Source organism: Ruminococcus albus AD2013 (assembly GCF_000526775.1).
Classification (GTDB): Bacteria; Bacillota; Clostridia; order Oscillospirales; family Ruminococcaceae; genus Hominimerdicola; species Hominimerdicola alba_A.
Map to the genome: position 1 here is coordinate 1989526 of NZ_JAGS01000001.1, position 23619 is coordinate 2013144.

The 23619-nt window shown below is 46.1% G+C and carries 30 protein-coding genes; 5 read left to right on the forward strand and 25 right to left on the reverse strand.

From position 1 onward, the window contains the following. Positions 1–19 precede the first annotated feature (19 nt). The 14 genes from N773_RS0108835 to ruvC form a co-directional block, all read right to left on the reverse strand. Positions 20–457 carry a hypothetical protein gene (locus N773_RS0108835; RefSeq protein ID WP_196231622.1) on the reverse strand — a complete coding sequence of 146 codons (438 nt, stop codon included), beginning with the start codon at positions 455–457 and terminating at the stop codon, positions 20–22. A 92-nt stretch (positions 458–549) separates the two neighbouring features. After that, positions 550–1083: a hypothetical protein gene (locus N773_RS0108840; RefSeq protein WP_024857459.1), complete on the reverse strand. Its 534-nt coding sequence runs from the start codon at positions 1081–1083 to the stop codon at positions 550–552. Between the two features lie 36 nt (positions 1084–1119). Then, positions 1120–1653, reverse strand: a complete 534-nt coding sequence (locus tag N773_RS0108845; RefSeq protein WP_196231623.1) for a hypothetical protein — start codon at positions 1651–1653, stop codon at positions 1120–1122. A 26-nt stretch (positions 1654–1679) separates the two neighbouring features. Next, complete coding sequence (locus N773_RS0108850; protein WP_024857461.1) at positions 1680–2177, reverse strand: NAD(+) diphosphatase; 498 nt, start codon at positions 2175–2177, stop codon at positions 1680–1682. Between the two features lie 9 nt (positions 2178–2186). After that, positions 2187–2507, reverse strand: a complete 321-nt coding sequence (locus N773_RS0108855) for a hypothetical protein (RefSeq protein ID WP_024857462.1) — start codon at positions 2505–2507, stop codon at positions 2187–2189. Between the two features lie 111 nt (positions 2508–2618). Next, entirely contained in the window at positions 2619–3968 is a 1350-nt protein-coding gene (gene glmM, locus N773_RS0108860; protein ID WP_024857463.1) for a phosphoglucosamine mutase, read from the reverse strand. 87 nt (positions 3969–4055) lie between these two features. Continuing rightward, entirely contained in the window at positions 4056–4418 is a 363-nt protein-coding gene (locus N773_RS0108865; RefSeq protein ID WP_024857464.1) for a hypothetical protein, read from the reverse strand. Between the two features lie 114 nt (positions 4419–4532). Further along, complete coding sequence (locus N773_RS0108870; protein ID WP_024857465.1) at positions 4533–5006, reverse strand: GNAT family N-acetyltransferase; 474 nt, start codon at positions 5004–5006, stop codon at positions 4533–4535. Between the two features lie 449 nt (positions 5007–5455). After that, positions 5456–6493, reverse strand: a complete 1038-nt coding sequence (gene ruvB / locus N773_RS0108875) for a Holliday junction branch migration DNA helicase RuvB (protein ID WP_024857466.1) — start codon at positions 6491–6493, stop codon at positions 5456–5458. Positions 6494–6521: 28 nt separating this feature from the next. Continuing rightward, the gene (locus tag N773_RS0108880) at positions 6522–7010 is read right to left on the reverse strand and encodes a hypothetical protein (protein ID WP_024857467.1); all 489 of its coding nucleotides are present in this window, start codon (positions 7008–7010) and stop codon (positions 6522–6524) included. A 140-nt stretch (positions 7011–7150) separates the two neighbouring features. Beyond that, positions 7151–7645: a hypothetical protein gene (locus N773_RS0108885; protein ID WP_024857468.1), complete on the reverse strand. Its 495-nt coding sequence runs from the start codon at positions 7643–7645 to the stop codon at positions 7151–7153. Between the two features lie 79 nt (positions 7646–7724). Further along, positions 7725–8324, reverse strand: coding sequence for a Holliday junction branch migration protein RuvA (gene ruvA, locus N773_RS0108890; protein WP_024857469.1), 600 nt, complete (start codon positions 8322–8324; stop codon positions 7725–7727). Then, entirely contained in the window at positions 8321–8530 is a 210-nt protein-coding gene (locus N773_RS0108895) for a hypothetical protein (RefSeq protein WP_024857470.1), read from the reverse strand. The genes ruvA and N773_RS0108895 overlap by 4 nt, the downstream gene beginning before the upstream one ends. Positions 8531–8539: 9 nt before the next feature. Next, a complete protein-coding gene (ruvC, locus tag N773_RS0108900; RefSeq protein ID WP_431602479.1) occupies positions 8540–9040 on the reverse strand; it encodes a crossover junction endodeoxyribonuclease RuvC in 501 nt (166 codons plus the stop codon). Between the two features lie 1134 nt (positions 9041–10174). Here ruvC and N773_RS0108905 point away from each other — a divergent pair. After that, the gene (locus tag N773_RS0108905; RefSeq protein WP_024857472.1) at positions 10175–11464 is read left to right on the forward strand and encodes a UDP-N-acetylglucosamine 1-carboxyvinyltransferase; all 1290 of its coding nucleotides are present in this window, start codon (positions 10175–10177) and stop codon (positions 11462–11464) included. A gap of 54 nt (positions 11465–11518) precedes the next feature. Here the strand turns inward: N773_RS0108905 and rd are convergent, their stop codons facing one another. Next, a complete protein-coding gene (gene rd, locus N773_RS21830; RefSeq protein ID WP_024857473.1) occupies positions 11519–11677 on the reverse strand; it encodes a rubredoxin in 159 nt (52 codons plus the stop codon). A 172-nt stretch (positions 11678–11849) separates the two neighbouring features. On the opposite strand from rd, the gene N773_RS0108915 reads away from it, so the two are divergent. From N773_RS0108915 to rlmH, 3 genes are read left to right on the forward strand one after another with little or no spacing between them, the layout of a single operon-like run. Then, a complete protein-coding gene (locus tag N773_RS0108915; RefSeq protein ID WP_024857474.1) occupies positions 11850–12668 on the forward strand; it encodes an HAD family hydrolase in 819 nt (272 codons plus the stop codon). After that, entirely contained in the window at positions 12661–13446 is a 786-nt protein-coding gene (locus tag N773_RS0108920) for an MBL fold metallo-hydrolase (protein WP_024857475.1), read from the forward strand. The genes N773_RS0108915 and N773_RS0108920 overlap by 8 nt, the downstream gene beginning before the upstream one ends. Then, entirely contained in the window at positions 13446–13931 is a 486-nt protein-coding gene (gene rlmH, locus N773_RS0108925) for a 23S rRNA (pseudouridine(1915)-N(3))-methyltransferase RlmH (protein ID WP_024857476.1), read from the forward strand. The genes N773_RS0108920 and rlmH overlap by 1 nt, the downstream gene beginning before the upstream one ends. A gap of 106 nt (positions 13932–14037) precedes the next feature. Here the strand turns inward: rlmH and N773_RS0108930 are convergent, their stop codons facing one another. The 7 genes from N773_RS0108930 to rpmG all read right to left on the reverse strand — a co-directional run bounded on the left by N773_RS0108930 (position 14038) and on the right by rpmG (position 18862). Continuing rightward, complete coding sequence (locus N773_RS0108930; RefSeq protein ID WP_024857477.1) at positions 14038–14592, reverse strand: RNA polymerase sigma factor; 555 nt, start codon at positions 14590–14592, stop codon at positions 14038–14040. Between the two features lie 35 nt (positions 14593–14627). Next, a complete protein-coding gene (locus N773_RS0108935) occupies positions 14628–16472 on the reverse strand; it encodes a hypothetical protein (RefSeq protein WP_024857478.1) in 1845 nt (614 codons plus the stop codon). A 145-nt stretch (positions 16473–16617) separates the two neighbouring features. After that, entirely contained in the window at positions 16618–17313 is a 696-nt protein-coding gene (gene rplA, locus N773_RS0108940) for a 50S ribosomal protein L1 (protein ID WP_024857479.1), read from the reverse strand. 15 nt (positions 17314–17328) lie between these two features. Beyond that, positions 17329–17754 carry a 50S ribosomal protein L11 gene (rplK, locus tag N773_RS0108945; RefSeq protein WP_024857480.1) on the reverse strand — a complete coding sequence of 142 codons (426 nt, stop codon included), beginning with the start codon at positions 17752–17754 and terminating at the stop codon, positions 17329–17331. Between the two features lie 114 nt (positions 17755–17868). After that, complete coding sequence (nusG, locus tag N773_RS0108950) at positions 17869–18396, reverse strand: transcription termination/antitermination protein NusG (RefSeq protein ID WP_024857481.1); 528 nt, start codon at positions 18394–18396, stop codon at positions 17869–17871. A 43-nt stretch (positions 18397–18439) separates the two neighbouring features. Next, positions 18440–18694: a preprotein translocase subunit SecE gene (gene secE / locus N773_RS0108955; RefSeq protein WP_024857482.1), complete on the reverse strand. Its 255-nt coding sequence runs from the start codon at positions 18692–18694 to the stop codon at positions 18440–18442. A gap of 18 nt (positions 18695–18712) precedes the next feature. After that, a complete protein-coding gene (rpmG, locus tag N773_RS0108960) occupies positions 18713–18862 on the reverse strand; it encodes a 50S ribosomal protein L33 (RefSeq protein WP_002848320.1) in 150 nt (49 codons plus the stop codon). A 432-nt stretch (positions 18863–19294) separates the two neighbouring features. On the opposite strand from rpmG, the gene N773_RS0108965 reads away from it, so the two are divergent. After that, the gene (locus N773_RS0108965; RefSeq protein WP_024857483.1) at positions 19295–20728 is read left to right on the forward strand and encodes a S1C family serine protease; all 1434 of its coding nucleotides are present in this window, start codon (positions 19295–19297) and stop codon (positions 20726–20728) included. 149 nt (positions 20729–20877) lie between these two features. Here N773_RS0108965 and N773_RS0108975 read toward each other — a convergent pair whose 3' ends face one another. The 3 genes from N773_RS0108975 to N773_RS0108985 form a co-directional block, all read right to left on the reverse strand. Beyond that, a complete protein-coding gene (locus N773_RS0108975) occupies positions 20878–22347 on the reverse strand; it encodes a sensor histidine kinase (protein ID WP_024857484.1) in 1470 nt (489 codons plus the stop codon). Next, complete coding sequence (locus N773_RS0108980) at positions 22331–23005, reverse strand: response regulator (RefSeq protein ID WP_024857485.1); 675 nt, start codon at positions 23003–23005, stop codon at positions 22331–22333. Before N773_RS0108980 ends, N773_RS0108975 begins: the two co-directional genes overlap by 17 nt. 110 nt (positions 23006–23115) lie before the next feature. Beyond that, positions 23116–23601, reverse strand: coding sequence for a hypothetical protein (locus tag N773_RS0108985; RefSeq protein ID WP_024857486.1), 486 nt, complete (start codon positions 23599–23601; stop codon positions 23116–23118). Positions 23602–23619 lie beyond the last annotated feature (18 nt).

Genomic DNA, 23619 nt, shown 5'->3' on the forward strand with positions numbered 1-23619 from the left:
GATGTTTGTGTCAGCCGATCTAACTTTTGGTATAGTACTTTTCCAGAATGCTAAGTACTTCTTTTCTCTTGTCTTCGGGAACTGCTATTTTTAAATCCTGCCCGCGCTTTGCACTGAATATCACATTATCATCTTCAAGGGCATAGCTGTACTTTTTACGATCGTATTTCTGTCCGCCAAGATAGAAACAGTCATTGCAAAGCCTGAACTCGTTATACTTGAAATAAACTATCAGCCAGTCTATCAAACCAATAACATAGAATCCCGTCAATGTACCTAAGGATGATATCATCCCTATATTTTTAAGTGTCAAGTCAGCAACATCACGTCCATATAATTCCATAAAAACAACAGTTCCTGTTAGCGGTATTCCTAAAATTGATATCCACAGTGCTTTCACAAATTCGGGATACTTATGCCTGAACGACACACCGCCTGCAATTTCAGCATCTTTCATTCCTTTGCTTCTTTTCGATATATCTACTGTAATACAGATGAGATAAACGATCAAAAGCAACGGCATGATATATATCAATATTTTCATACTATCTATCCATTCTCACTTTTAGTATAATACTTTCCAAGAATGCTAAGTACTTCTTTTCTCTTCTTTTCGGGTACTGTTATACGCTTTTCAGTACGACCTGATGTGAATACCACTTCTTCGCCGTCGAGGGAATAGGTATAATGTTTCCTGTCGTATTTTGTACCGCCAAGGTAGAAACAGTGCGGACATAGTCTGAACTCGTTATACTTCAGATACTGCTGTATCGAGAATATGAAGATCATTACATAGATCACCAGTGCTATCCCGTAAAAGATGACCTGTCTTTGCGAAGAATAGCTTCCGTACCCTCTGCCGTATCCGAGCCTTTTCATGTTCAGAAGCAGGTTCGCACCCGTTATCAGTATCCATACCAGACTATACCAGACTTTACTCAACAGTGCAGGGTCTTTGTGTCTGAACACCACACCCCCTGCCATCTTTGCACTTTCCGTCACCGAGTACCGCTTTGACGATGAAACTATCATATAGATGATACACACAGGTGCCATACCAAGCATCAGATATAACATTATCATACTATCCCATCTCCTTTTCAGCGCTGTCTGTGAATATCAGTTTTCTGTGCCTCTTTCATGGGGCTTCCAGTCGGAATATCTGAACCAACGCCTGTTCTCGAAAATGAACAGCTCTATCCAGAAGCGTACATCGTTCGTGTCGGGGTCTTTTTCGTCGAGGCTTGATTTTTTATAAGTGTCCTTTTTCAGTGTATATTTATGATCTTCAAAACCGACCTCGAACCCGTAAAGCCGTTCCATGTAATGAGGAAAAGTGCCGCCTATCCCTCTTTGGAACCACATATCCCCGCCGTAATCAAAACTATCCCACATTTCCTCACCATCAGACCTGCGCTTTACTCCCACAAGAAAGTGGGTATCCGTTTCGGTGATATCTATATCGAAATACTTGCTGACATCTTCAAGAGATGTGAGTTCTTTGTCATTTTTGTGTTTTTCGTTTTTGGGTGCCGATGGTCTGCGCTTCTTGTATTCCGCCATTATCAGCGCAATAATATATAAAGGCAGGATGATCAGCAGAATGATGAACAGCCACATTCTTATGCTTACATAACAGATAGTGCTGCCCATCGACGATAATTCAATAAAGTATCCAATCATTTCTTCATCTTCTCTCCCGCGCTTTTGATGAACCTCTGTATTATACTGCCCTCACGGACGGTATTTACAGCTTCGTCAAAGGTGAACCACTTAGCTTCAAGCAGTTCCCCGGAGATATTGGTATCAGCCTTTTTTACTCTTGCAAGAAATCCCAGCATCAGCTGATCTCTGCCCTCGTAAAATGCGCTGTCTATGTAGGTCACGCTTTCAGGAGCAAGCCCCGTTTCTTCAAGAACTTCTCTTGCGCCTGCTTCTTCGGGGGTCTCCCCCACTTTCATAAAGCCCGCAACGCCCACATACCTCGATGTATCGCCGTAGCTCTGCCTTATGAGCAGTACCTCGTTATATTCATTGACCACCACGTTCAGCACACAGGTGGAAAACATATCAAACAGGGGACGGCTGCACTTTTCGCAGTAGGGTATATCGCCCTCGTCACCTATCTTTTTGAGTATGGTCTTTTCCCCGCAGAAGGGGCAGTAATCAAATCTCATCTTATCACCCTAAAACTTATCGCCGCAGTAACTCAGCCATGTTTCGGCATCTATGCCGCCGATATTGCATATTACAGCGTGTTCCCAGCGTTCTTTCAGTGATCTGCCGTCATAGATCTTCGCCGTGAACATTTCCTCGGCAGAAGAATACTCGCATCCGTCGGTAATATCGCAGTAGCCGACCCAGTAGGGCTTATCCTGACCGCCTATCCAGCCGAGATAATGCTCCTGTTCTTCGGGATCATCGTCAAAATAGAACGTGGTCTCGTCCACATTTATCTTATCGGCATTCTCAAATATCCGCAGGAATTTTTCATAGGTAAGCTCCATAGGTCCACGCTCCTTAGATCGCCGCAGAACTGCGGGGGTATCTTTTCTTTAACACAAGGAAAGCCCCACCCGCCCGCCCACAACAAAGCCGCTTCGTAAAGGCGAAAAACTTTACATTCTCTCTACAAGCGCAGCAATGCTGTTAGCGTACTCGGTTATAACAGCTTCTTCCTTGCCCTCTATCATAACTCTTACCAGTGGCTCGGTACCCGATTCTCTTACGAGTATGCGTCCGTCGCCGCCAAGTTTTTCTCCGTACATCTTTATTGCGTCGGTTATCTCGGGTACAGTATCCCACTTGCCTTTCTTGTCGGCAGTTATCTTGACATTCACAAGCACCTGGGGATAACATTCCATAACTGATGCCAGCTCGCTTGCCTTTTTGCCTGTTTTTGCCATTATCTGTAAGAACATAGCACCTGTCATCTCGCCGTCGCCTGTGTTGGCATGGTCGAGAAGTATGATGTGTCCCGATTGCTCACCGCCTATGTTGTGACCGTTCTTCTGCATCTCTTCAAGAACATATCTGTCACCGACCTTTGTAGTAGCAGTAACTACGCCCTCTTTTTCAGCGAATTTGAAAAATCCCAGATTCGACATTACTGTAACAACACAGCAGTCGTTTTTCAGAGTGCCCTCGCCTTTCATGAACTTCGAGAATATAGCCAGCAGCTTGTCGCCGTCGATAAGCTCTCCGTTTTCGTCTACTGCAAGACATCTGTCAGCATCGCCGTCAAATGCAAGACCTACATCGCAGCCATTCTCCACAACAGCCTTTTTCAGACCCTCCATGTGTGTTGAACCGCACTTTTCATTGATGTTAGTGCCGTCGGGCTTGTCGTTGGTCATTACTACCTCAGCGCCAAGACCCTCAAATATCTTCTGTGCGCATACGCTGGAAGAACCGTTTGCACAGTCAAGACATACCTTTATGCCCTTGAAGTCAACATCAACGGTGCTCTTAACATGGGCGATATAATCGTTCACTGCATCACCGCAGACTTTCATTCTGCCTACATTTACGCCCTCGCTGAGATTTTTCTCCATCTCCTCGGGAGTATCGAGTATAAGCGCCTCTATCTCGTTCTCAACATCGTCGGGAAGCTTGAAGCCCTCGCCCGAGAACAGCTTTATACCGTTGAATTCCACTGAGTTATGTGAAGCGGATATCATCACTCCCGCATCAGCATTGTATTTTTTTACCAGCATAGCCACCGCAGGAGTAGGAACTACCCCCAGCAGTACAGCATCCGCACCCACCGAGCATATGCCCGCGCAGAGCGCCGCTTCCAGTATATCGCCCGATATACGGGTATCCTTGCCTATTATTATCTTGGGTCTGTGACCGCAGTCCTTTGCCAGTACCAGAGCCGCCGCTTTACCTATCTGTGTAGCCCTCTCCACTGTAAGCTCTGTTATAGCTACACCTCTTGCGCCGTCTGTACCAAATAATCTGCCCATCTTACTCTTTTCTCCTTATAAATAATTTATTCTTCCAAATATATGATCGGGAATTTCTCCCGTTATTTGCATTTTAAGTGTACTGTTTCACAGTACGCCGATAGTTTTGAAAAACATTATGTACCATATCATAACGCCTATCACCGCACCTGTTATCAAGGCAAGTACGATGTCAGCCGCCAAAAGCTTTCCTGCGCCGATGTCTTTCCTTTTCACCGACATTCCTGAAAGCACACCGCCGATGACCGCCAGTATGAAGCTTACTCCCGCCGCGCTCAGCGCAACAGCTTTGCCTGCCAGAAGTATCCACCCGTAGTTTTCAGGATCAACATCATTCACACTGTTTGCCATCATGTACGACGATACTATATGCCACATCAGCGGAAAAAGCAGTACAGCCCATGCCGCCCCCGTGACTTTCTTTGCTGTATAATATGTTTTACCTCTCATGGTAATGAAACTTTCACACTCCCTGTCCGCCGATGATAATAGCCACGGGTATGCGCACAAGTTTTTTTGTTTTTTTTAGTTGAGCGGAAGGCATTTTTGCTCCTTTCAGATATCTCAAAACGATTTCAGCATTTCAAGTTCTGTCATGCCGTTTTCGTCCAGCACTTTTCCCGTGAACTCAAAGCCCATATGCTTGTAGAAATCTATCGCATTCACATTGCCTTTCAGCACAAAAAGCGTGACCCTCCGCGCTGTCATTTCATTGAAAGCCCTTTCCATAAGCGCCTTGCCGACACCTTTGCGCTGAAATTTTTTCAGCACATACAGTGCAACTATCTCGCCGCCTTCCTCACAGGTGCAGAAATCCCTTGCCCGCGGCAGAAAGCCTACCGCGCCTGCGGCTTCGCCTTCTGCATAGGCTATAAACTTATTTTCGGGAGAGAGCCTTGCTCTTTCTGTCCACCGTTCAGCCCTGCGCCCATCGAGTATCTCATCTGGTATCAAACCGCGGTAAGTTTCGCCCCAAGCATCGCATATCACCCTGCCGAAGTCCTCGGCGTTTTCCGCACATACAGAAACTATCTCCACCGCGCACCCTCCTCACATCAGCGAATTAAGTATCTCCCGCTATACACAATGGTATCAGCGTAAGTATTTTAACTGCGGTTGACAGGACGCCCCTCAGCTGCGACTGCGTCGGCAGCACCCTCGGGTCGAGAAATCGGATTCGCTTCGCTGTCCGATTTCGGGCGCGGGCAATATTATCCGCACTTAGTTTGTGCGTATGTTATAGGATTGCTCACGCTCGGAATTGGATATTGCCCGCGCTTTTTTCTCTTATTGTTTGCTATGCATTTTGGTTTTGCGCCTTGGTGAATGAGGGCTCTGCCAACAGTCAACAAAGTAGACTGTGCAAACATCCCGCAAGCCTTTCGCGAAAGGCTTGACCCAAAGCTCTTCTCCTTGGCATTCTATCCTAAGCCCTGCTACTTTACCGTCATGCCAACAATTATGAATTATGAATTGTGAATTATGAATTAAAAATGCGTCTGCCCGTTTTTCAGTATCCCCAGATGGTCATATGCCAGCTGAGTCGCACAGCGCCCGCGGGGGGTCTTTGCCAGAAATCCCAGCTGCATCAGATAAGGCTCGCATACATCTTCAAGAGTGACTGCTTCTTCGCCTATCGCTGCCGCTAAGGTCGAAAGCCCCACAGGACCTCCGTTGTACCCCTTGATTATCATTTCAAGCAAACGCCTGTCAAGGCTGTCAAGCCCCAGCTTATCGACTTCCATGCGGTTCAGTGCTATCTTTGCGATATCCTGCGTTATACGTCCGTTGCCGATTACTTCAGCAAAATCGCGCACACGCTTCAGATAGCGGTTTGCTATTCGTGGGGTACACCTTGCGCGGGCGGCTATCTCGGTTGCACCGTCATCATCGCAGGCAACACCCAGTATTGTTGCGGAACGCTTTACGATATCCGCAAGTTCTTCCACCGAGTACATCTCCATGTGCATCAGCATACCGAAACGGTCTCTCAGCGGCGCCGAAAGCTGTCCCGAGCGGGTCGTGGCGCCTATCAGCGTGAACTTTTCAATCTCTATCCTGATAGACCTTGCCGCGGGTCCCTTGCCCATGATTATATCGAGAGCATAGTCCTCCATGGCGGGGTAGAGTATCTCCTCCACCTGACGCGAAAGACGGTGTATCTCGTCGATGAAAAGCACATCTCCCTTTTCAAGGTTGGTGAGAAGTGCCGCCAGGTCGCCGGGCTTTTCAATGGCAGGTCCCGACGTCGTGCGGATATTCACACCCATCTCGTGGGCTATGATATTCGCAAGGGTGGTCTTGCCAAGACCGGGAGGGCCGTATAACAGCACATGGTCTAAGCTGTCGCCGCGGCGCTTTGCCGCATCTATATATATTTTCATGTTCTCCTTGACCTTTTCCTGACCGATATACTCGGCAAGAGTGAGAGGTCGGAGACTTATCTCAAAATCGTCCGTAGTTTCCTGCTCGGTCTCCTTAGGAGAAACCAGGCGTTCATAATCGAAATCGGATTCTTCTATCATCAGTTCACTTCCCTTTTAAACTCTGTCATCAATTTTTACCATACTTTTTGATCAGATCGCTAAGTTTCATTTCCAATGAAAGTATGTAATCATCGGTAACTGTTTCTCTGCCCATATGATCTTTCACCGTTACCTTTACAGGGGCGTTACCGAGCGCTCCGCATAGATCAACTTGAGTTCTGAGACCGTTTTTGTAATCTATAGCCATGATGGTATTATACTCCTCACGCTCAATGGGGATAGTTTTACAGATCTCGCCGTCTTTGAGAATACCCATCGTAGGCTGATCGTCATCGAGATATATCGAATACCCTTTAAAAACGTCGTCTCCGCTTTTTTTGTATTCCAATGTAACGGCAGCAGGTGTGCTGAGAGTAATTGCATAATTCAGCATCATCCCTAAAAGTATCAGTGAAAGCATTATAAACACCGTCAGGATAATCGGCTTATTTCTTGCGAAAAAACGCTTAATAATTTCTTTTACATCTTCCTTTGTGAGCCTACTCATAGTTCTCATAAATATCACCTTCCGAAACCTTGCAGCAGTAAAAAACGAACTGCGCCATCTCAGCCGCGCAATTATGAATTGCTCAAAACCTTGCCAATCTTACAAGTGCTGTCTTTTATCATCAGTTCACTTTCTTTTTTAACTTTAGGCTAATTGATATACCTGTCTCTCAGAACGCCGATCTTGTAGTACAGCGAACTCAATAAAGCCGGCGCAGCCTTTCCGTTGACGTACTTTTCTTTGCCCGAAGCATCGGTCAGCGTGATCTTATAATATGTCACAGCAGTTCCATCGACAGTTACGTCGCGATCCGAATATTTACCGTATCCTACATTCATCATGGAATCATAATCTTCCTGTTCGATCGGGATAGTTCTATATGTGATCCCGCCTTCGATAAGCCCCATCATTGGCTGTTTGTCATCAAGATAGAACGAATACCCTTGATACCCGCCGTCTTCTTTTCCGCTTAATTCAACTGTCACCGCAACAGGGGTATCTTTAGGCTTTGTGATCTTGTCCAATTTGGGAGAAATTCTAAAGAACAATAACAGCATCACCATAATTATACGTATCAATTTCCAGTGTCTTCTGATAAATTCCTTTATGACTTCCTTTTGACATTTCTCAAAATTCTCGTCCATGATATCACCTCCCGAAACCTTGCGGCAGTAAAAAACGACCTGCGCCATCTCAGCCGCGCAATTATGAATTATGAATTGCTCAGAACCTTGCCAATCTTACAAGTGCTGTCTTTATCAGTTCTTCAACTGTCGCAGTAGGTTCAGCCCCTGCAAGTGCCTGTGCGGCTTCACCCTCGGAGTAGCCCAGCACTACAAGCGCTGTTATAGCTTCGTCAAGGGCACCGCCCTGGGGTACCGCCGATGCGATAGTCTCACCGCCGCGGACGGAAATCGTATTCTCCTTGGCTATCTTGTCTTTCAGTTCAAGCACTATCCTCTGGGCTGTCTTGGCGCCTATGCCCTTGCTTTTTGTAAGGGACTTGAAATCCCCCGTGGCAACAGTAAGCGCAAACTGCGAGGGTGTATTCGATGAAAGTATCGAAAGCGCCGCTTTCGGACCTACTCCCGATACGGTTATCAGCATTTTGAAACAGCGAAGTTCCTCCTGCGACGAAAAGCCGAAAAGGTCAACGTCATTTTCCCTGACCGCAAGGTAGGTGTACAGCGTTACCTCGCTCTCCCCTGCTATCTTCTGCAGGGTGTAGAATGTAGTTTTGCAGGCGTAGCCCACGCCGCCGCATTCCACCACCGCAAGTTCGCTTTCGGTATGTATAAGTTTTCCTCTTACGGAATATATCATCGTTCATTCTCCTTGATGTTTTTTATAAATGCGCTCTCACTGCCGTCCCACAGGCATTTTTCGCATCTGCCGTCTTTGAAAACGTGGGAACAGTTCTCATAGCCGTACAGGATATGCGAACACTCGGGACAGAGCCCTTTCATTTTTGATGCCGAGAGCAGGTACTTGCTTCCGCACTCATCGCATATACCGATATCCTTTTCCATGAGCGCACCTCACTTTGCCGCTTTGTCAAACTTTTCCATGACCCTTCGTGTATTCAGCGAAAGACCGTGAGTTATGGCTATCGCCATAGCATCTGCGGCATCATCGGGCTTGATTATCTGCGCTAAATGGAGCATTGAGCGCACCATCTCCTGCACCTGTTTTTTCTCGGCATAGCCGTACCCGACTATGGAGCTTTTGACCTGCAATGGCGTATACTCATACACGGGAAGATTCTGCATAACTGCAGGAAGCAGGGTTACTCCCCTTGCCTGTGCAACATCTATGCCCGTAGTGATATTTGTGTTGAAGAACAGCTTTTCCACCGCGATCTCATCGGGGCGGTAATGTTCGATAAGCCCCTGCATATCCAGATAGATCACCCTTAAACGTTTGAGAAACTCCATATCAGAGGGGGTCTTTATGGTGCCTGCCTTTATAGGAGTAAAGTGCCCGTGGCTGTATTCGACCACGCCGTAGCCGACTATACCATAGCCGGGATCGATGCCCATTATCCTCAAAATGCTTCCTCCTCGCCGTAAAAGGGTACAATTCTTCATATTAACAATTAATTATAGCATACTTTTATAATAAATGCAAGTGCGAGTGCGCTTAATAATGCGTAAAAACGGCTTGATTTATTGGTTATTCTGATGTTTTGGGTGTGTGTTCGGTCTCTCTTCCATCATACAGTATAACACGCCGCCTCATATCCCGTAGTAATAATCGGCGGCTGCCTGCCATCGTGCGTACAATGGAAGAGATATTCGTGAAGGAACTTCAGGGGTGAAGTGCCCTCTCACTATCAGTGATTTTGGTCGAAAAGTTGTACGTTTTTGTACAACTCTTGCAGAAATATGTCTGAATTAAATTATAAAACATATGTTTGCATAAAATGCAGTATGTAGGATTGTGCAGGTAGTACAATTATTTGAGACTATTTTGTTAAGTCGCGAACATCCGTTTGAAAGCCGACTTGTCATATCCTTATGCATCATTCTGGCAATAATTACCGAAAACCGAATGGAGAAAAATTAATTTAGTAATTATTATTACAAAATAGAATTTTTTATTATTTCGCTCATACAGTAAAATTCACGTACAACGCTGCCTGAAAGAGTCGTTCAAAAAAAGATGTCAATTTGCTGTACATATTTCTGTACTGATATTCAGGGAGTAAATTTGTACTCAAGTACGCACAAAACGCACATATAAAGAGTTAGCAGTCCATAAAACGGGACTGGTTTTCAAGCAAAACAATTGTTTTTATATCTTGATAGATAGCTGAAAAATTCATATTTATAGGGATATTTTGTGTAATTTACAAAAATTTTCTCGAATTTTCAAAAAAAGGGTTCACCACCTATTGATTTTTTGAGAATTGTGTGGTACAATAAGAAAGTCTAAAAAGCTTAATGCGCTTTTTAGCTTTGTCTGAACGGCATCACCTCTCACAGTAGAGCACGGGCGTTTTCTTTTATTAAGGACGCACGCCGCTCCGTATCGTGCTGTCGGTAAGGACTTGGTATTGATTTTTTTAGTCGGCAATATGTCGGCATTCGCGTTATTGCGCTGTTAAAAAAATTGCAGGAGTCGGCGGGCGGCAAGAAAGATACAATCTACCGGCTCTCAAGGAGTGTATTATTTTGGAGAAGTTCTTTATCAGGGGCGGTAACCCCCTTAAAGGCACAGTGTACATCAGCGGTGCTAAAAATGCCGCAGTTGCGCTGGTTGCCGCTACTATTTTATGCGATGAACCCTGTACGCTTGAAAACGTTCCCGCTATAAGCGATATCACTAAATGTCTTGATATCCTCAAAAGCATGGGCGCAGTTGTGAAGATGGAAAAAGAGGGTGTCATTTATATCGACACAAGCACCATCAACACCACAAAAGTCCCCTACAAGCTGGCGGAAACGATGAGAGCGTCCAGTTATTTTCTGGGCACTTTACTGGGAAGATTCCATGAGGCTTTCGTTCCCATGCCAGGCGGTTGCTATCTGGGCGACAGACCGATAGATCAGCATTTAAAGGCTTTCAAGGCTCTGGGCGCTACCGATGAGGTAGTAAGAGGAGCTAACTATGTCAAGGCGGACAAGCTTGTCGGAAACCAGATCTACTTTGATTTTGTTACCGTCGGCGCTACTATGAACGCCATCTTTGCGGCTGTCAAGGCCAAGGGACAGACTATCATCGAGAATGCTGCCAAGGAGCCCCATATCGTTGATGTGGCTAATTTCCTCAACTCCATGGGCGCTGATATCAGGGGCGCAGGCACCGATGTCATCAAGATCAGGGGCGTTGAGTATCTGCACGGCACGACCTACGCTACTATCCCAGACCAGATAGAAGCGGGTACTTATATGGTGGCTGCGGCTGCTACAAAAGGCGATGTTGTTATCGCTAACGTTATCCCCAAGCATCTTGAATCCATCACCGCTAAACTTCGCAAGTGCGGCGTTTGCGTTGAAGAGAACGACGAGAGCGTTCACGTATGGGTGGACGGTCCTATCATGAATACCACTGTAAAAACTCAGCCTCACCCCGGTTTCCCTACCGATATGCAGCCTCAGTTCTCAACACTGCTGACTATGGCACAGGGTACCAGCAAGGTGACCGAGGAGATATTCAACAACAGATTCAGATATGTTGCCGAACTTCGCAAGATGGGTGCCGATGTATCCGTTGAGGGCGGAAAAGTTGCGATAATACAGGGTGTTCCCACATTGAAGGGTGCTCCCGTACAGGCTACCGACCTCAGAGCAGGTGCCGCATTGGTAATCGCAGGTCTGGCGGCTGACGGTCTGACAGAGATCGACAATATCCATTACATCGAGCGCGGATACGAGCACATCGACAAAAAGCTTCGTGAGCTTGGCGCTGATATCACCCGCGTGATCGTGCCTGATAATGAGCACGTTGAAATGACCAGCTGATAAAAACAAGTCCCTCCGCCATGCGGCAGAGGGGCTTTATTGATGTTATCGGTATTATCCCTCGGGGCTGAAATTGTCCTTGCTCACTCCGCAGAGAGGACATACGAAATCATCGGGAACATCTTCCCACTTAGTACCTGCAGGCACTCCGTTATCGGGTGCGCCCTCAGCAGGGTCGTAGATATAGCCGCAAATGTCACATACGTATTTCATAGAAATACCTCCTTAATAAAATTTTTATAAGTATAACATATTATCGTGTGAAATGCAAGTGATTTTGTATATATTTTATAAATTTAATCAATTTATTTTAAACAGGCAGACGTCAACAATAAAAGTATCAGAAACATCTTGATTACAAGCAATTCGGCCGAAAGGAGAAGCCATGCAGTTATTTATCTCAGATCTTGACGGAACACTTCTTGACAGGAACGCAGAGGTCACAGAGTACACTAAAAACGCCCTGAACAGGCTTATTGCCAAAGGAATGAACTTCACTGTCGCAACAGCGCGGACTTACAGTTCGGCGGGACGGATACTTGCAGGGCTTGACCTAAAACTGCCGCTGATACTCATGAATGGGGTGCTGATATACGACCCCGTGTCAAAGGACTACGAAGTGATAAACAAGCTGCCGCAGGACGATGTGGAGCGTATCGTCGGGCTTTGTGAAAAACTCGGGCTCTCCCCTTTTATATACCTGATGAACGGCAGCGTGATGTCAACGGCGTACCGCGAGCTCACAAATCAGGCTATGGTGGATTTTTACGAGGAGCGTGTTCGGAAGTACGGCAAGGCGTTCATTCACACCGAAAAGCCCGCAGAGCTTGACGGTGATGTGATATACTTCTGTTTTCTGGACAGTTTCGATAAGCTTCAGCCCATGCAGGAAGCGCTGTCAAATATACCCTCGCTGAAAACAGCGTTTTATCACGATATTTACGGTGACGAATGGTATCTTGAGGTATTCAGCGCATCAGCTTCAAAGGAATCGGGGGTCAGGTACCTTCGTGAAAAGTATGGTTTTGAAAAGATAACCGCTTTCGGAGATAACCTGAACGACCTGCCCATGTTTTCGGCATCTGACGAATGTATATCCGTCAGCAACGCGGCGGAGGAACTTTTGAAGACAAGCGACAAGGTGATCGGGGCGAACACCGAAGACGGCGTGGCAAAGTATCTGGAGGAGGAATTTGATGGCTAGGATGTATCCCCTGTTCTCATCGAGCAGTGGAAACTGCACTTACATAGGCGACGAAAAGTCGGGGATACTCGTTGACGCGGGTGTCAGCTGCAAGAAGATATGCACGGCTCTTGAAAATGCGGGGATAGGAACCTCGGCAGTGCGGGCGGTGCTTGTTACGCATACTCACACCGACCATATCGCAGGGCTGAAAGTTCTGACAAAGAAGCTAAAAGTGCCTGTTTATTCCCTTGCGGGCAATCTTGAGATACTGGCGGAGAAAGACAAGGTCTGGGAAGAATGCAGACTGGAAGAACTTGGCAGTGAAACAGCGGATATCTGCGGTTTCGGGGTGACGGCTTTTGAAACGCCACACGATACTCCCGTCAGCTGTGGTTATCGGATAACTGTCCCCGGCGGGGCTGAATGTGCGGTATGCACCGACCTTGGCGTTGTGACCGATGATATTCACGAACAGCTGAAAAAGTGCAGGCTTGTCTTGCTGGAATCCAACTACGACCCGAAAATGCTGAAATACGGTCCATATCCCGAGGAGCTGAAACAGCGCATAGCTTCCGAGCGCGGACATCTTTCAAACGGCGACTGCGGCAGAGAGCTTGAAAAGCTGGTAAAAGCGGGAGTTTACAGCTTTGTGCTTGGGCACATAAGTCAGCACAACAACACACCTGAGTTGGCGGAAAACAGCGCTGTCAAGGCGCTTTGCGGCTATGTACGGGGAGAAGACTATCTCCTGACTGCGGCAAAGCCCGAGGGCACGGGAAGGGCGGTGATCTTTTAATGCTGAGAGTTAATCTTATAACTGTGGGCAAGCTGAAAGAGAAGTACTGGCGTGATGCGGCGGCAGAATACGTGAAACGTCTGGGTGCTTTCTGCAAGATAGAGATAGTTGAACTGAACGAGTATCGTTTATCCGATGAACCATCGGCAAAGGAGATACAGACTGCCCTTGAAAACGAAGCTGCTTCGATGGAGAAGTACCTGAGCGCCAATGGTGCCTACAACATCGCCATGTGCATCGAGGGCAAACAGCTGACCAGCGAAGAACTGTCCGCGGCTATGACAGACTGCGGCACACGGGGCTATTCCACGCTGAATTTCATCATAGGTTCGTCCTTCGGAATTGCACCGTCGGTAAAGCAGAGGGCGGACATGAAGCTTTCAATGTCGAAGATGACATTTCCCCATCAGCTGGCAAGGATACTTCTTCTGGAACAGGTCTACAGAGGTTTTCAGATAGCCAAGGGGTCAAAATACCACAAGTGATTTCTTAGGCGGGAGACAGACTTCCTGCTAACGATACTTGCTAAATATCATAGACATAGAGATGAAAAGACACTTTCGTTTGGTGCGAAAGTGTCTTTTACTATTTTTAAGAGAGAATTATTCCTTTTTTCAGGAGTTCCTTGCCCAGTTTTTTCTTGCGGCGGGCTAGGATATTTTCAACTTTTTTGGGTTTTAAGCCGTGCATATCTGCGATATCCTTGACGGCGAGACGAAAGTAGTATCTGTCGATGAAGATCTCACGGTCGGGAGATGGCATCTCGCGTATGGTTTCGGCGATGATGCGCATATTCTCCTTTTTGGCGGCTTCATCCTCGTAGTCGATATCTATGCCGAGATCATTCTCCTTTTCGGAGATATCGTCGGTATTTGCATGACGAGCTGTACTGCGGCGTTTGTCCTCGGCACAGCTTTTTGCCACCATGCTTATGTAGCCTTTCAGGCTTCTGCGTTCAGTATCTATCGATGACCTGTTGCGCCACACCTTGAAGAATGTGTCCTGCACAGCTTCCTCGATATCAGCGCTGCCCCTGACCGACTGTGAGATTATAAAGCTCACCAGTGTTTTATATCTTTCCATCAGCGCATCAAGTGCTGATGTATCATTCTGCTGCATCAGAGCCAGTATCTCTTCATCGGTCATGGGGTCACCGCCTTTCTTTTAGTATTTTAGGTCAATTATTTTACAGGGATAACAGCCGAACCTATACGGATAGCCTTGACCTTACGCGCGTCGAAGGGACCGTCAAGGCAATCGAAATCCATAATATAGCCTTCTATAGTTTTGCCGTTTTTATCTGATCCTTCAGTTCTCATGAAATCAACATTTCTGTAATTTGGTATCTCTATGGTACCGTCTTCATATTCAAGTTTTATAAAGTCAAGATCACGGTCGGACATAAGCTCCTCGCTAGTATCAACATTCCTCTTCCTGCGATCTATCATAGTTGCCTGCAGCGACCAAGCTGTATGCAGCTCGTCAAGGAATTTATCAAGATCCTCGCCGCCAAACAATTCTACCATTATCTCACAATTTGAAAAATATACCTCTCCGACATTGTATTTCAAATATTGTGGCTCCTTAGCACCTAAATTCTCGTTGATATCCCATAAGCCGCTTATCGGCTCATCAGGCATACATCCAAGTTCGGGGAATCCTATATCCAGTTCTTCAAAGGTTTCAGGATTAAGGATTGCTTCAAACAGACCATCATATTTTATCTCGGTATTATCATCTTTGGTCGAGGACAAATCACTGAGCCTTATGATAATGTTGGAATCTTCATCAACGGCATCTTCATCAAGGCTTGTCCAATCTACGTATATCGTATATATAGCTGTATCCTTGCTTACACTTACAATATGCGACGTGTCAAGTTTGACAGATTCATCTCCTACAAACATCTCAAGTGACGAACCGTTCAAAATATTATTGGGATCGGATATACCTTCTGCAAAATCACTGCCGTCCTTGTTTTTGATAACAATATCAAACACGGAACTGTTCGTAGAACTGCACATACGTACATCACACAGGCTGATATCAAGACCTTCAAAGCCTTCTTTTATCTCACCGACTTTGCTTTCCATTGGAAAAACATTATTTTTGGCAAGTTCGTAATCAAAGCCGTGGATATCATAGAAAAGTTTAGCATTGGCTTCATTTGACTGTTTTTCTTCGTTAACGGGCTGAGAACCGAATACATCACCCAGCTTTAATTCAGCTGTGAAAAAACCTTCAAGCGGCTCATCGTAATCATCCATAAATAAATATCTTATTTCATAATGTACTTTGCTATCAGCATTAAGAACTTCTGATGCTTCGGGATAATCTTCATAGGGATCGAATCCTTCGCCATAAGCACAAACAGTGGCATTAAGATCAATAGTAAACATACCTACTGCTTTATCGCCAAAGATATGCATAGACGTGCCTTCAGAGCCACCCGACACATGGTAGCCGTCAATATTGTAATCACCTTTAAAATCTATATACTCCAGATCTTTCGGCAGATTACTGCCGTCCTTGGTCTGCAGGGCAACGAGTATGTTATATTTGGTTCCCTCTACCAATACGCCGGGAATCCAGATATCATAATTTTCAAAGCCCTCGGTAACATCACCGACCTTGGTGCTCATGATGCGCAGATTGTCGCCCATCTGGGTCATATCCATTTCCATGTCATCAAAGAAAAGCTTGGCTAACTCGTAGTTCAATTCTTTTTCAGGACTGTCTTCGTGAACAGGCTCCTCATTAGCTGAATCCTGCGCATCGGTGGTGACAGCACTATCATTTGATGCACCGTGTTTCTGGATATCGTTTCCTCTGTAATGGATGGCACCTGCCACAGCCACAACTGCACAAGCTGCTATTGCCACGGCTGCCGACGCTTTATTTTTTATTTTCGCTTTACTGTTCTTCACATTTGTTTCTGTCTTATTTTCTGCTATGGTACTCATATCAAGACCTCCCGTCATTTCTTCAAGGGGGATGTCCTTCAGAAGTTCTGTTAAATTTTTCATTAGGTATCCTCCTTTTCTTCGTTCTGAAAGATCTTTCATATACATATACGGCGGTAAAACAAAAACCACTCACTTTTTTTGAAAAATTTTTTTCAAAAAAAAAGCGTGTACCCGCTTGTGACGGATACACGCATAACGAACAATATTAGTTGCCGTACTTAGCGGTATTTACTCTGATACCAACGCCCATAGTGGAAGCAACAGTGATGCTCTTCAGATACTGACCCTTTGCAGCTGCAGGCTTAGCCTTAACTACTGCATCAACGAGAGTATTGAAGTTCTGCTCCAGCTTCTCTACGCCGAAGGAAGCCTTGCCGATGGGGCAGTGGATGATGTTGGTCTTGTCGAGTCTGTACTCGATCTTACCAGCCTTAGCATCAGTTACAGCCTTTGCAACATCGGGAGTAACAGTACCAGCCTTGGGGTTAGGCATCAGACCACGGGGACCGAGGACCTTACCGAGTCTACCAACAACGCCCATCATATCGGGAGAAGCGATAACTACGTCGAAATCCATCCAGTTTTCCTTGGTGATCTTATCAACGAACTCCATGCCGCCTGCATACTCAGCGCCAGCTGCCTTAGCAGCCTCGATCTTGTCTTCCTTGCAGAATACCAGAACTCTAACCTTCTTACCTGTACCGTTAGGGAGAACAACAGCGCCTCTAACCTGCTGATCAGCGTGTCTGGAGTCAACACCCAGACGGATGTGGAGCTCGATGGTCTCATCGAACTTAGCCTTTGCATTGTTAGCAGCCAGCTCAAGAGCCTCAACTGCATCGTACTGCTTAGCTCTGTCAACTACCTTAGCAGCGTCAACATACTTCTTTCCGTGCTTCATTCTTTATTCCTCCCCTCAGTCCTCAACTACAACGCCCATAGATCTGCAGGTACCTGCGATCATGCTCATAGCAGTGTCGATGTTAGCTGCGTTGAGGTCGGGCATCTTCTGCTCAGCGATCTGTCTAACCTGATCCTTGGTGATAGTTGCAACCTTGGTCTTGTTAGGAACGCCGGAACCGGACTCGATCTTGCAAGCCTTCTTGATCAGAACTGCTGCAGGAGGAGTCTTGGTGATGAATGTGAATGATCTGTCAGCATATACAGTGATTACAACAGGGATGATCAGACCGATATCGTTCTTGGTTCTCTCGTTGAAATCCTTTGTGAATGCCATAATGTTAACGCCGTGCTGACCCAGTGCAGGACCAACAGGGGGAGCAGGAGTTGCCTTTCCTGCGGGGATCTGAAGCTTGATATAGCCTACTACCTTCTGTGCCATTATATTGCACCTCCATAATTAAGTGGTAAGGCGAGCCTTTCGGCTCTCCCACGTTTCCGGAAGCTTAACTTCCTCATGCTTACATTTGGGGCATCTCACCCCGAACTGTTCGTATCAGTCCTCTTTCCTCAGCTGAGTGAGGGGCAGTGTTACGGATGTTTCTCTGCCGAACATAGACACTGTTACATCTGCCGCAGCATTTTCAAGGTCAAGAGCGGATACTGTACCGCTCATGCCGTCGAAGGAACCGCCGACCATGGTAACATCGTCACCGACTGCGATATCCGTTCTGACTGTCTGCGTGCCCGTATCAACGCCGAGTGCTTCTACTTCCCTGTCGGAAAGGGGCACAGGCTTGCTTCCGGGACCTACAAATCCTGTAACGCCTCTGGTATTCCTTACTATATACCAGCTGTCATCTGTAAGGACCATCTTCACCAGCACATAGCTGGGGAACAGCTTCTTTTCTGCTTCAACGGTCTTTTCGCCCTTTATCTCGGTGACGGTCTCCATAGGGATCCTCACTTCGGGGATAAGATCGTGGAGCTTACGGTTTTCAACGACCTTTTCAATATTCTGGGCTACCTTATTCTCATAGCCGGAATAGGTGTGTACTACATACCACTTTGCTTCTTCTGCCATGTTTAAACCTCCATATTGATGTCGTTCATACCGTCACAGGCATTTAGCCTGCACCCAGACCGATCAGCTTGCTTATAGCATAGCTCAGTCCGGTATCGACTGCGAAAAGGAACAGACCTACTACTGACATTACTACAAGTACAACGCCGGTATTGTTAACTACCTGCTGTCTTGTGGGCCATACGACCTTTTTCAGCTCAGCGCGAAGCTCTTTGAAATACTTTCTGAGTCCGCCCTTGCTCTTTTCCTCTTTCGCGTCCTTCTTTTTAGACTTAGTGTCCTTAGTGTCCTTAGCCATAGCTAACTCCTTTCAGAATCACTTAGTCTCTTTGTGAAGAGTGTGCTTCTTGCAGAACTTGCAGTACTTATTCATCTCAAGTCTGTCAGGGTCATTCTTCTTGTTCTTCTTGGTGTTGTAGTTTCTCTGCTTGCACTCTGTGCACGCGAGTGTGATCTTAACTCTCATTTCGGCACCTCCTGACGAAATTTATACCCCTCAAAGAACAGTCGGGGTACGTCTTTGCCTCCCTCATGCGCATTTAAGCGCAAATGCCGCACCTTACGGCATTCTGAGGTAACTTATGATTTTCTGCCTCCGTTTTTTTACGGCGCAAAAAAATAGACCTCATAAAGAGGTACAAACATTATAACATATAGAGGGGCTGTTGTCAAGTGCCAGGCGGGATATTATGTAAAAAAATTGTAAATTCTAATTTTCTTGTGAATAGCGCCTGCGTAATTCCGCTGTTTTGACATTACGAAATTATTTTGTAAAGTTTTTTATGATTGTCATTTAACTATCACATTTGCGGGTATAATGAATATTGTCAGAAGACGTACAGCGAATCTGTAATACATTATATTACAGAACGATCGGTTTGTCAAGGAGGGCGTTTGATTGAACGGATATAACGGCGGCGGATATCCGCCTTATGATGAAAACAGAACACCCTCGGTACAGCAGCCCTATGTGAACCGTGAAAGCTTAGGCGATAAGCCGAACTTTGTTCCGCAGGGTATAGCGCACGAGTACTCCTATGAACCCATGGGAAAGAAAAGCTCGACGGCCAAGAAGATACTCACCGCATTTGCGGCGATACTGGGTGTTGGCGCGATAGCTGTTACTTCAATAGTGGGCTACAGGATAGTCACGGACAGAGACCGTATTTTCCCCGCGGACAGAAATGACGCTGTCGGCAAAGAAGTTGCAGACACTGAGCATATCGATCCTTCTGCTGCTTCTGTCAACAGGAGCAATCTTCCTACGCTGGAACAGCTGGCGGCGCCTGACGACGCTATGAAGATACCCGACATCATCAGCAAGATGACTCCCTCGGTGGTGGGCATAAGCTGTATCACTAATCAGGGCATAGCTACGGGTTCGGGCATAGTACTCAGCGAAGACGGATATATCATCACCAATGCACACGTAATAAAGGACGCACAGTCCATATCAGTAGTGCTCCCCCCTTATTACGGGAACGGCAATGAGAATCAGGATGAGCTGACTTACACTGCAGAGAATGTCGGTAAGGATACACAGACCGATCTGGCAGTGCTGAAGATCGAAAAGAACGATCTTGTGAAAGCTGAGATAGGAAAATCTGCCGATGTGCAGGTGGGCGAGCTTGCGATAGTTATAGGAAATCCTCTTGGACTTGATCTGGCGAACACTGCTACTTCGGGAATAATCTCGGCTAAGGACAGGACGATAACCGTTGAAGATATCACCATGAAAGTCTTCCAGACCGATGCTTCGATAAACGGAGGAAACTCGGGCGGTGCACTGATAAATGCTTACGGGCAGGTAGTCGGGATAACCTCGGCTAAGGTAGCATCGGCGGAAGTTGAAGGTCTCGGATTTGCGATACCCATAGATGATGCTCTGCCTATAGTCAGCGACCTTATGAGCTACGGCTATGTAACAGGCAGACCCAGCCTCGGTATAACAGGCGCTGATGTTAAATCCGCTTACTCCACCTACTACGGGATACCTCAGGGATTCCTGGTAAAGACTGTAACCGAGGGCAGCGGTGCACAGGCTGCGGGTCTTAAAGAGAATGACATCATCATCGCAATAGATGATACTATAATAAACGGCATTGTTCAGCTGAACGATGTCAAGAACAAGCATAAACCCGGCGACACGGTAACACTGACAGTTTACCGCAGCAACCGAAAGATAAATATAGACGTTGTACTTGACGAAGCCACCGGCGAAACGGCTGTCACCGAAAATAACGACACCCGCCGCAGCAGCGATTACTACAACGATTACAACGACTATGACAATTACTACTACGACCCTTTCAGTTTTTTCGGAGGGTTCTGACAAAGCATTCTTCTAATCATTTTTCATATTCTTTACTTCCGGGAAAGGGCTGCACAAATGTGCGGCTCTTTTCTTTTGTATTTTCAGGCAAAAAAAGAACAGCTGACACAGGATCAGCTGTTCTTTCGGGTTTATGATATTACAAAAGGTCATATAGGTATCTCAAACCAGAATGTAGTGCCCTTGCCCTCTTCCGAGCGGACACCGAAGGGGAAATCGTGGCATTTCAGTATCTCCTTGCATATCGCAAGTCCGAGACCTGTGCCTACCACATCACGCTTGACTTTAGCATCGCGGTAATACCTGTCGAATACCTTTGGCAAAAGGTCTTTTGCAATACCTTTTCCGTTATCGGATACTTCAATGCGGACAGATTTTTCAGAGTTTATCTGCTTGATGCGTATGACCTTATGGTCACCTGTATAGTTTATAGCGTTGTTTATGAAGTTGTATATCACCTGATCGAGTTTATCGGGATCGGCATCTATCTGCCTGTCCTCATCGGGTTCATACTTCATATCGTAGCCGTTCTGTTCGATGACCAGCTGATATCTGGTCATGCAGTCGTTTATTTTATCGACTATGGAGAACTTACGGCGATTGAGCTCCATATTTCCGCTTTCCAGCTTTGAAAGCTCCAGCAGATTATTCACAAGATTCGAGAGCCTGTCGGCTTCATCGATTATTACCTGTATGTGTTCAGCCCTTTTTACTGGATTATCACCCGAAAGGTCGCGTATCATCTCAGCGTAGGCTTTGACCATGGTAAGAGGCGTGCGGAGATCGTGGGAGATATTGGCTATCAGGTCTTTTCTGAGATCACTTACCTTGCGAATCTCATTTTTGGCATCATTAAGGACTTCTGCCAGTTTTTCGGTTTCTCTGTAACCCTTGCCCTTGAATTCAACATCAAAATCGCCTTCACCGAAACGCTTGGCGGTCTTGGTGATGCTGACTATGGGTCGGGTGAGCCTCATGGCTGCCAATGTACCCACGATTATCGCCAGTTCAAAGAGGATTATGGATATGAACATAAGCTGTTCCCTGATTATCTTCACCGTGGAATCTATCGGTTCGATGGTGGATTCGATGAACAAGTAAGCCTGATCTGGAGAATCATCGGTATAGATCTCGGCACAGTATATCATTTCCTTGACATTGAGATCATCATTATCAAAGGTGACGGTATAACAGTTGTCCGAAGCCTTTTCAAGAGCACTTTTAAGCTCGAAAATATACATGGAATAATTATTCTCGATATCATCGTAGAGCTTTGAATAGGAGCCCAGATTATTCTCGGAGGTCAGCGGGTTGCCGTCCACGTCGGTTATGACAATGCACATACTGTTCTCATAAGCGACAGTCCTGTTGATATGACCCTGTTCCTCAGTGCCGTATGCCTGTATGATACGGTTCGCCTCGCGGCTTATGCTGCTGACTTTCGCGGACTTATAATAATTGTACAAAAAAACGTACTGCCCCAACCAGAGCACCACAAGTATCACTATGGCAAACAGCACGAAGTATATCCAGACAAAGGTCTGCATACTGCGCTTGCCCTTGCGGATATCCCTTACAGTTTTCCCGAGACCTTTGGACTTTTTACTGGATCTTTTCAAACTTATACCCCATTCCTCTCAGGGTAACGATAAGGTTGCGGTATGGTCCGAGAGAGTTTCTCAGCATTTTTATGTGAGTATCTATGGTTCTGTCATCGCCGTAGAAATCGAAGCCCCAGACTTCCTCAAGAAGCTTTTCTCTTGAAAGGGCGATATTCATATTTCTCACTAGATAGAAAAGGAGATCGTACTCCTTGGGGGTCATGGAGACCTTTTCGCCATCTATCTTGACTTCCCTTGCGGTGAAGTTTATCTCGAGTCCCTGATACTTGATGATATCCTCGGTAGTGTGGGATGCCTTTGCGCGGTTGAGTACCGCTCTGACTCTCGCCATGAGTTCCTTGGGCGAAAAAGGCTTGACCATATAGTCGTCTATGCCTATCTCGAATCCGAAGAGCTTATCATACTCCTCGCCCCTTGCGGAGAGCATTATCACAGGTATCTTCTTGATCTTCTGTATCTCCTTGCAGGCGGAATATCCGTCAAGTCTGGGCATCATGATATCCATTATTATGATATCGAAATCATCGTTCTTCACCATTTCCACAGCTTCCATGCCGTCTGCTGCCTCGGCTACTTCATAGCCCTCGAACTCAGCGTACTCCTTGATGATGGTACGTATCTTCGCCTCATCGTCTACTGCCAGTATCTTTGCCATCAGTTGTCAGCTCCTTTTCAGAGGTCCGCATTGTGCGGACAATTTCCTAAAAATATGATAATCCCGGAATGTGTATTTTTCGTGACCGATCATTGTTAACGGCATAATAATTATTTTCCGCCCTTTATGCGTGGTGCGATATAGCTCCTTATCTCATGGAACTTACCGTTCTCAAACGGGAAAGGTCTGCCGTCTTCCTGTTTCCCGGTGCGGGTCTTGCTTTTAAAGCTGTATTCCCCTGATCTTGCGGTTATCTTAAGGGTCTCAAGATAATAAGGTACTTCCATCAGCATGAGAGTATCAATAAACTCGTAGCTGACCTCTGCTTTTTCGATATCCTTATAGGGAAAAACATACTTTTTCCAGCATACAGCCACCCGCAGAGCGTCATCATCAGCACTTATGACGCAGGGAACACACGCCGCAAGGTGCAGCGATATTATGTATATCAGCATTGCAGATATAAGCGTTATCAGCCCAACAGTAGTTGAATCGAACAACACTGCCGTCATGACAGGCAAAAGCACCATTGCTGCTGCGCCAAATACAGCAATGGACAAATAATATGAACTTTTGAATGTAAACCTTTTTTTCATAACGTAACCCTGCCATTT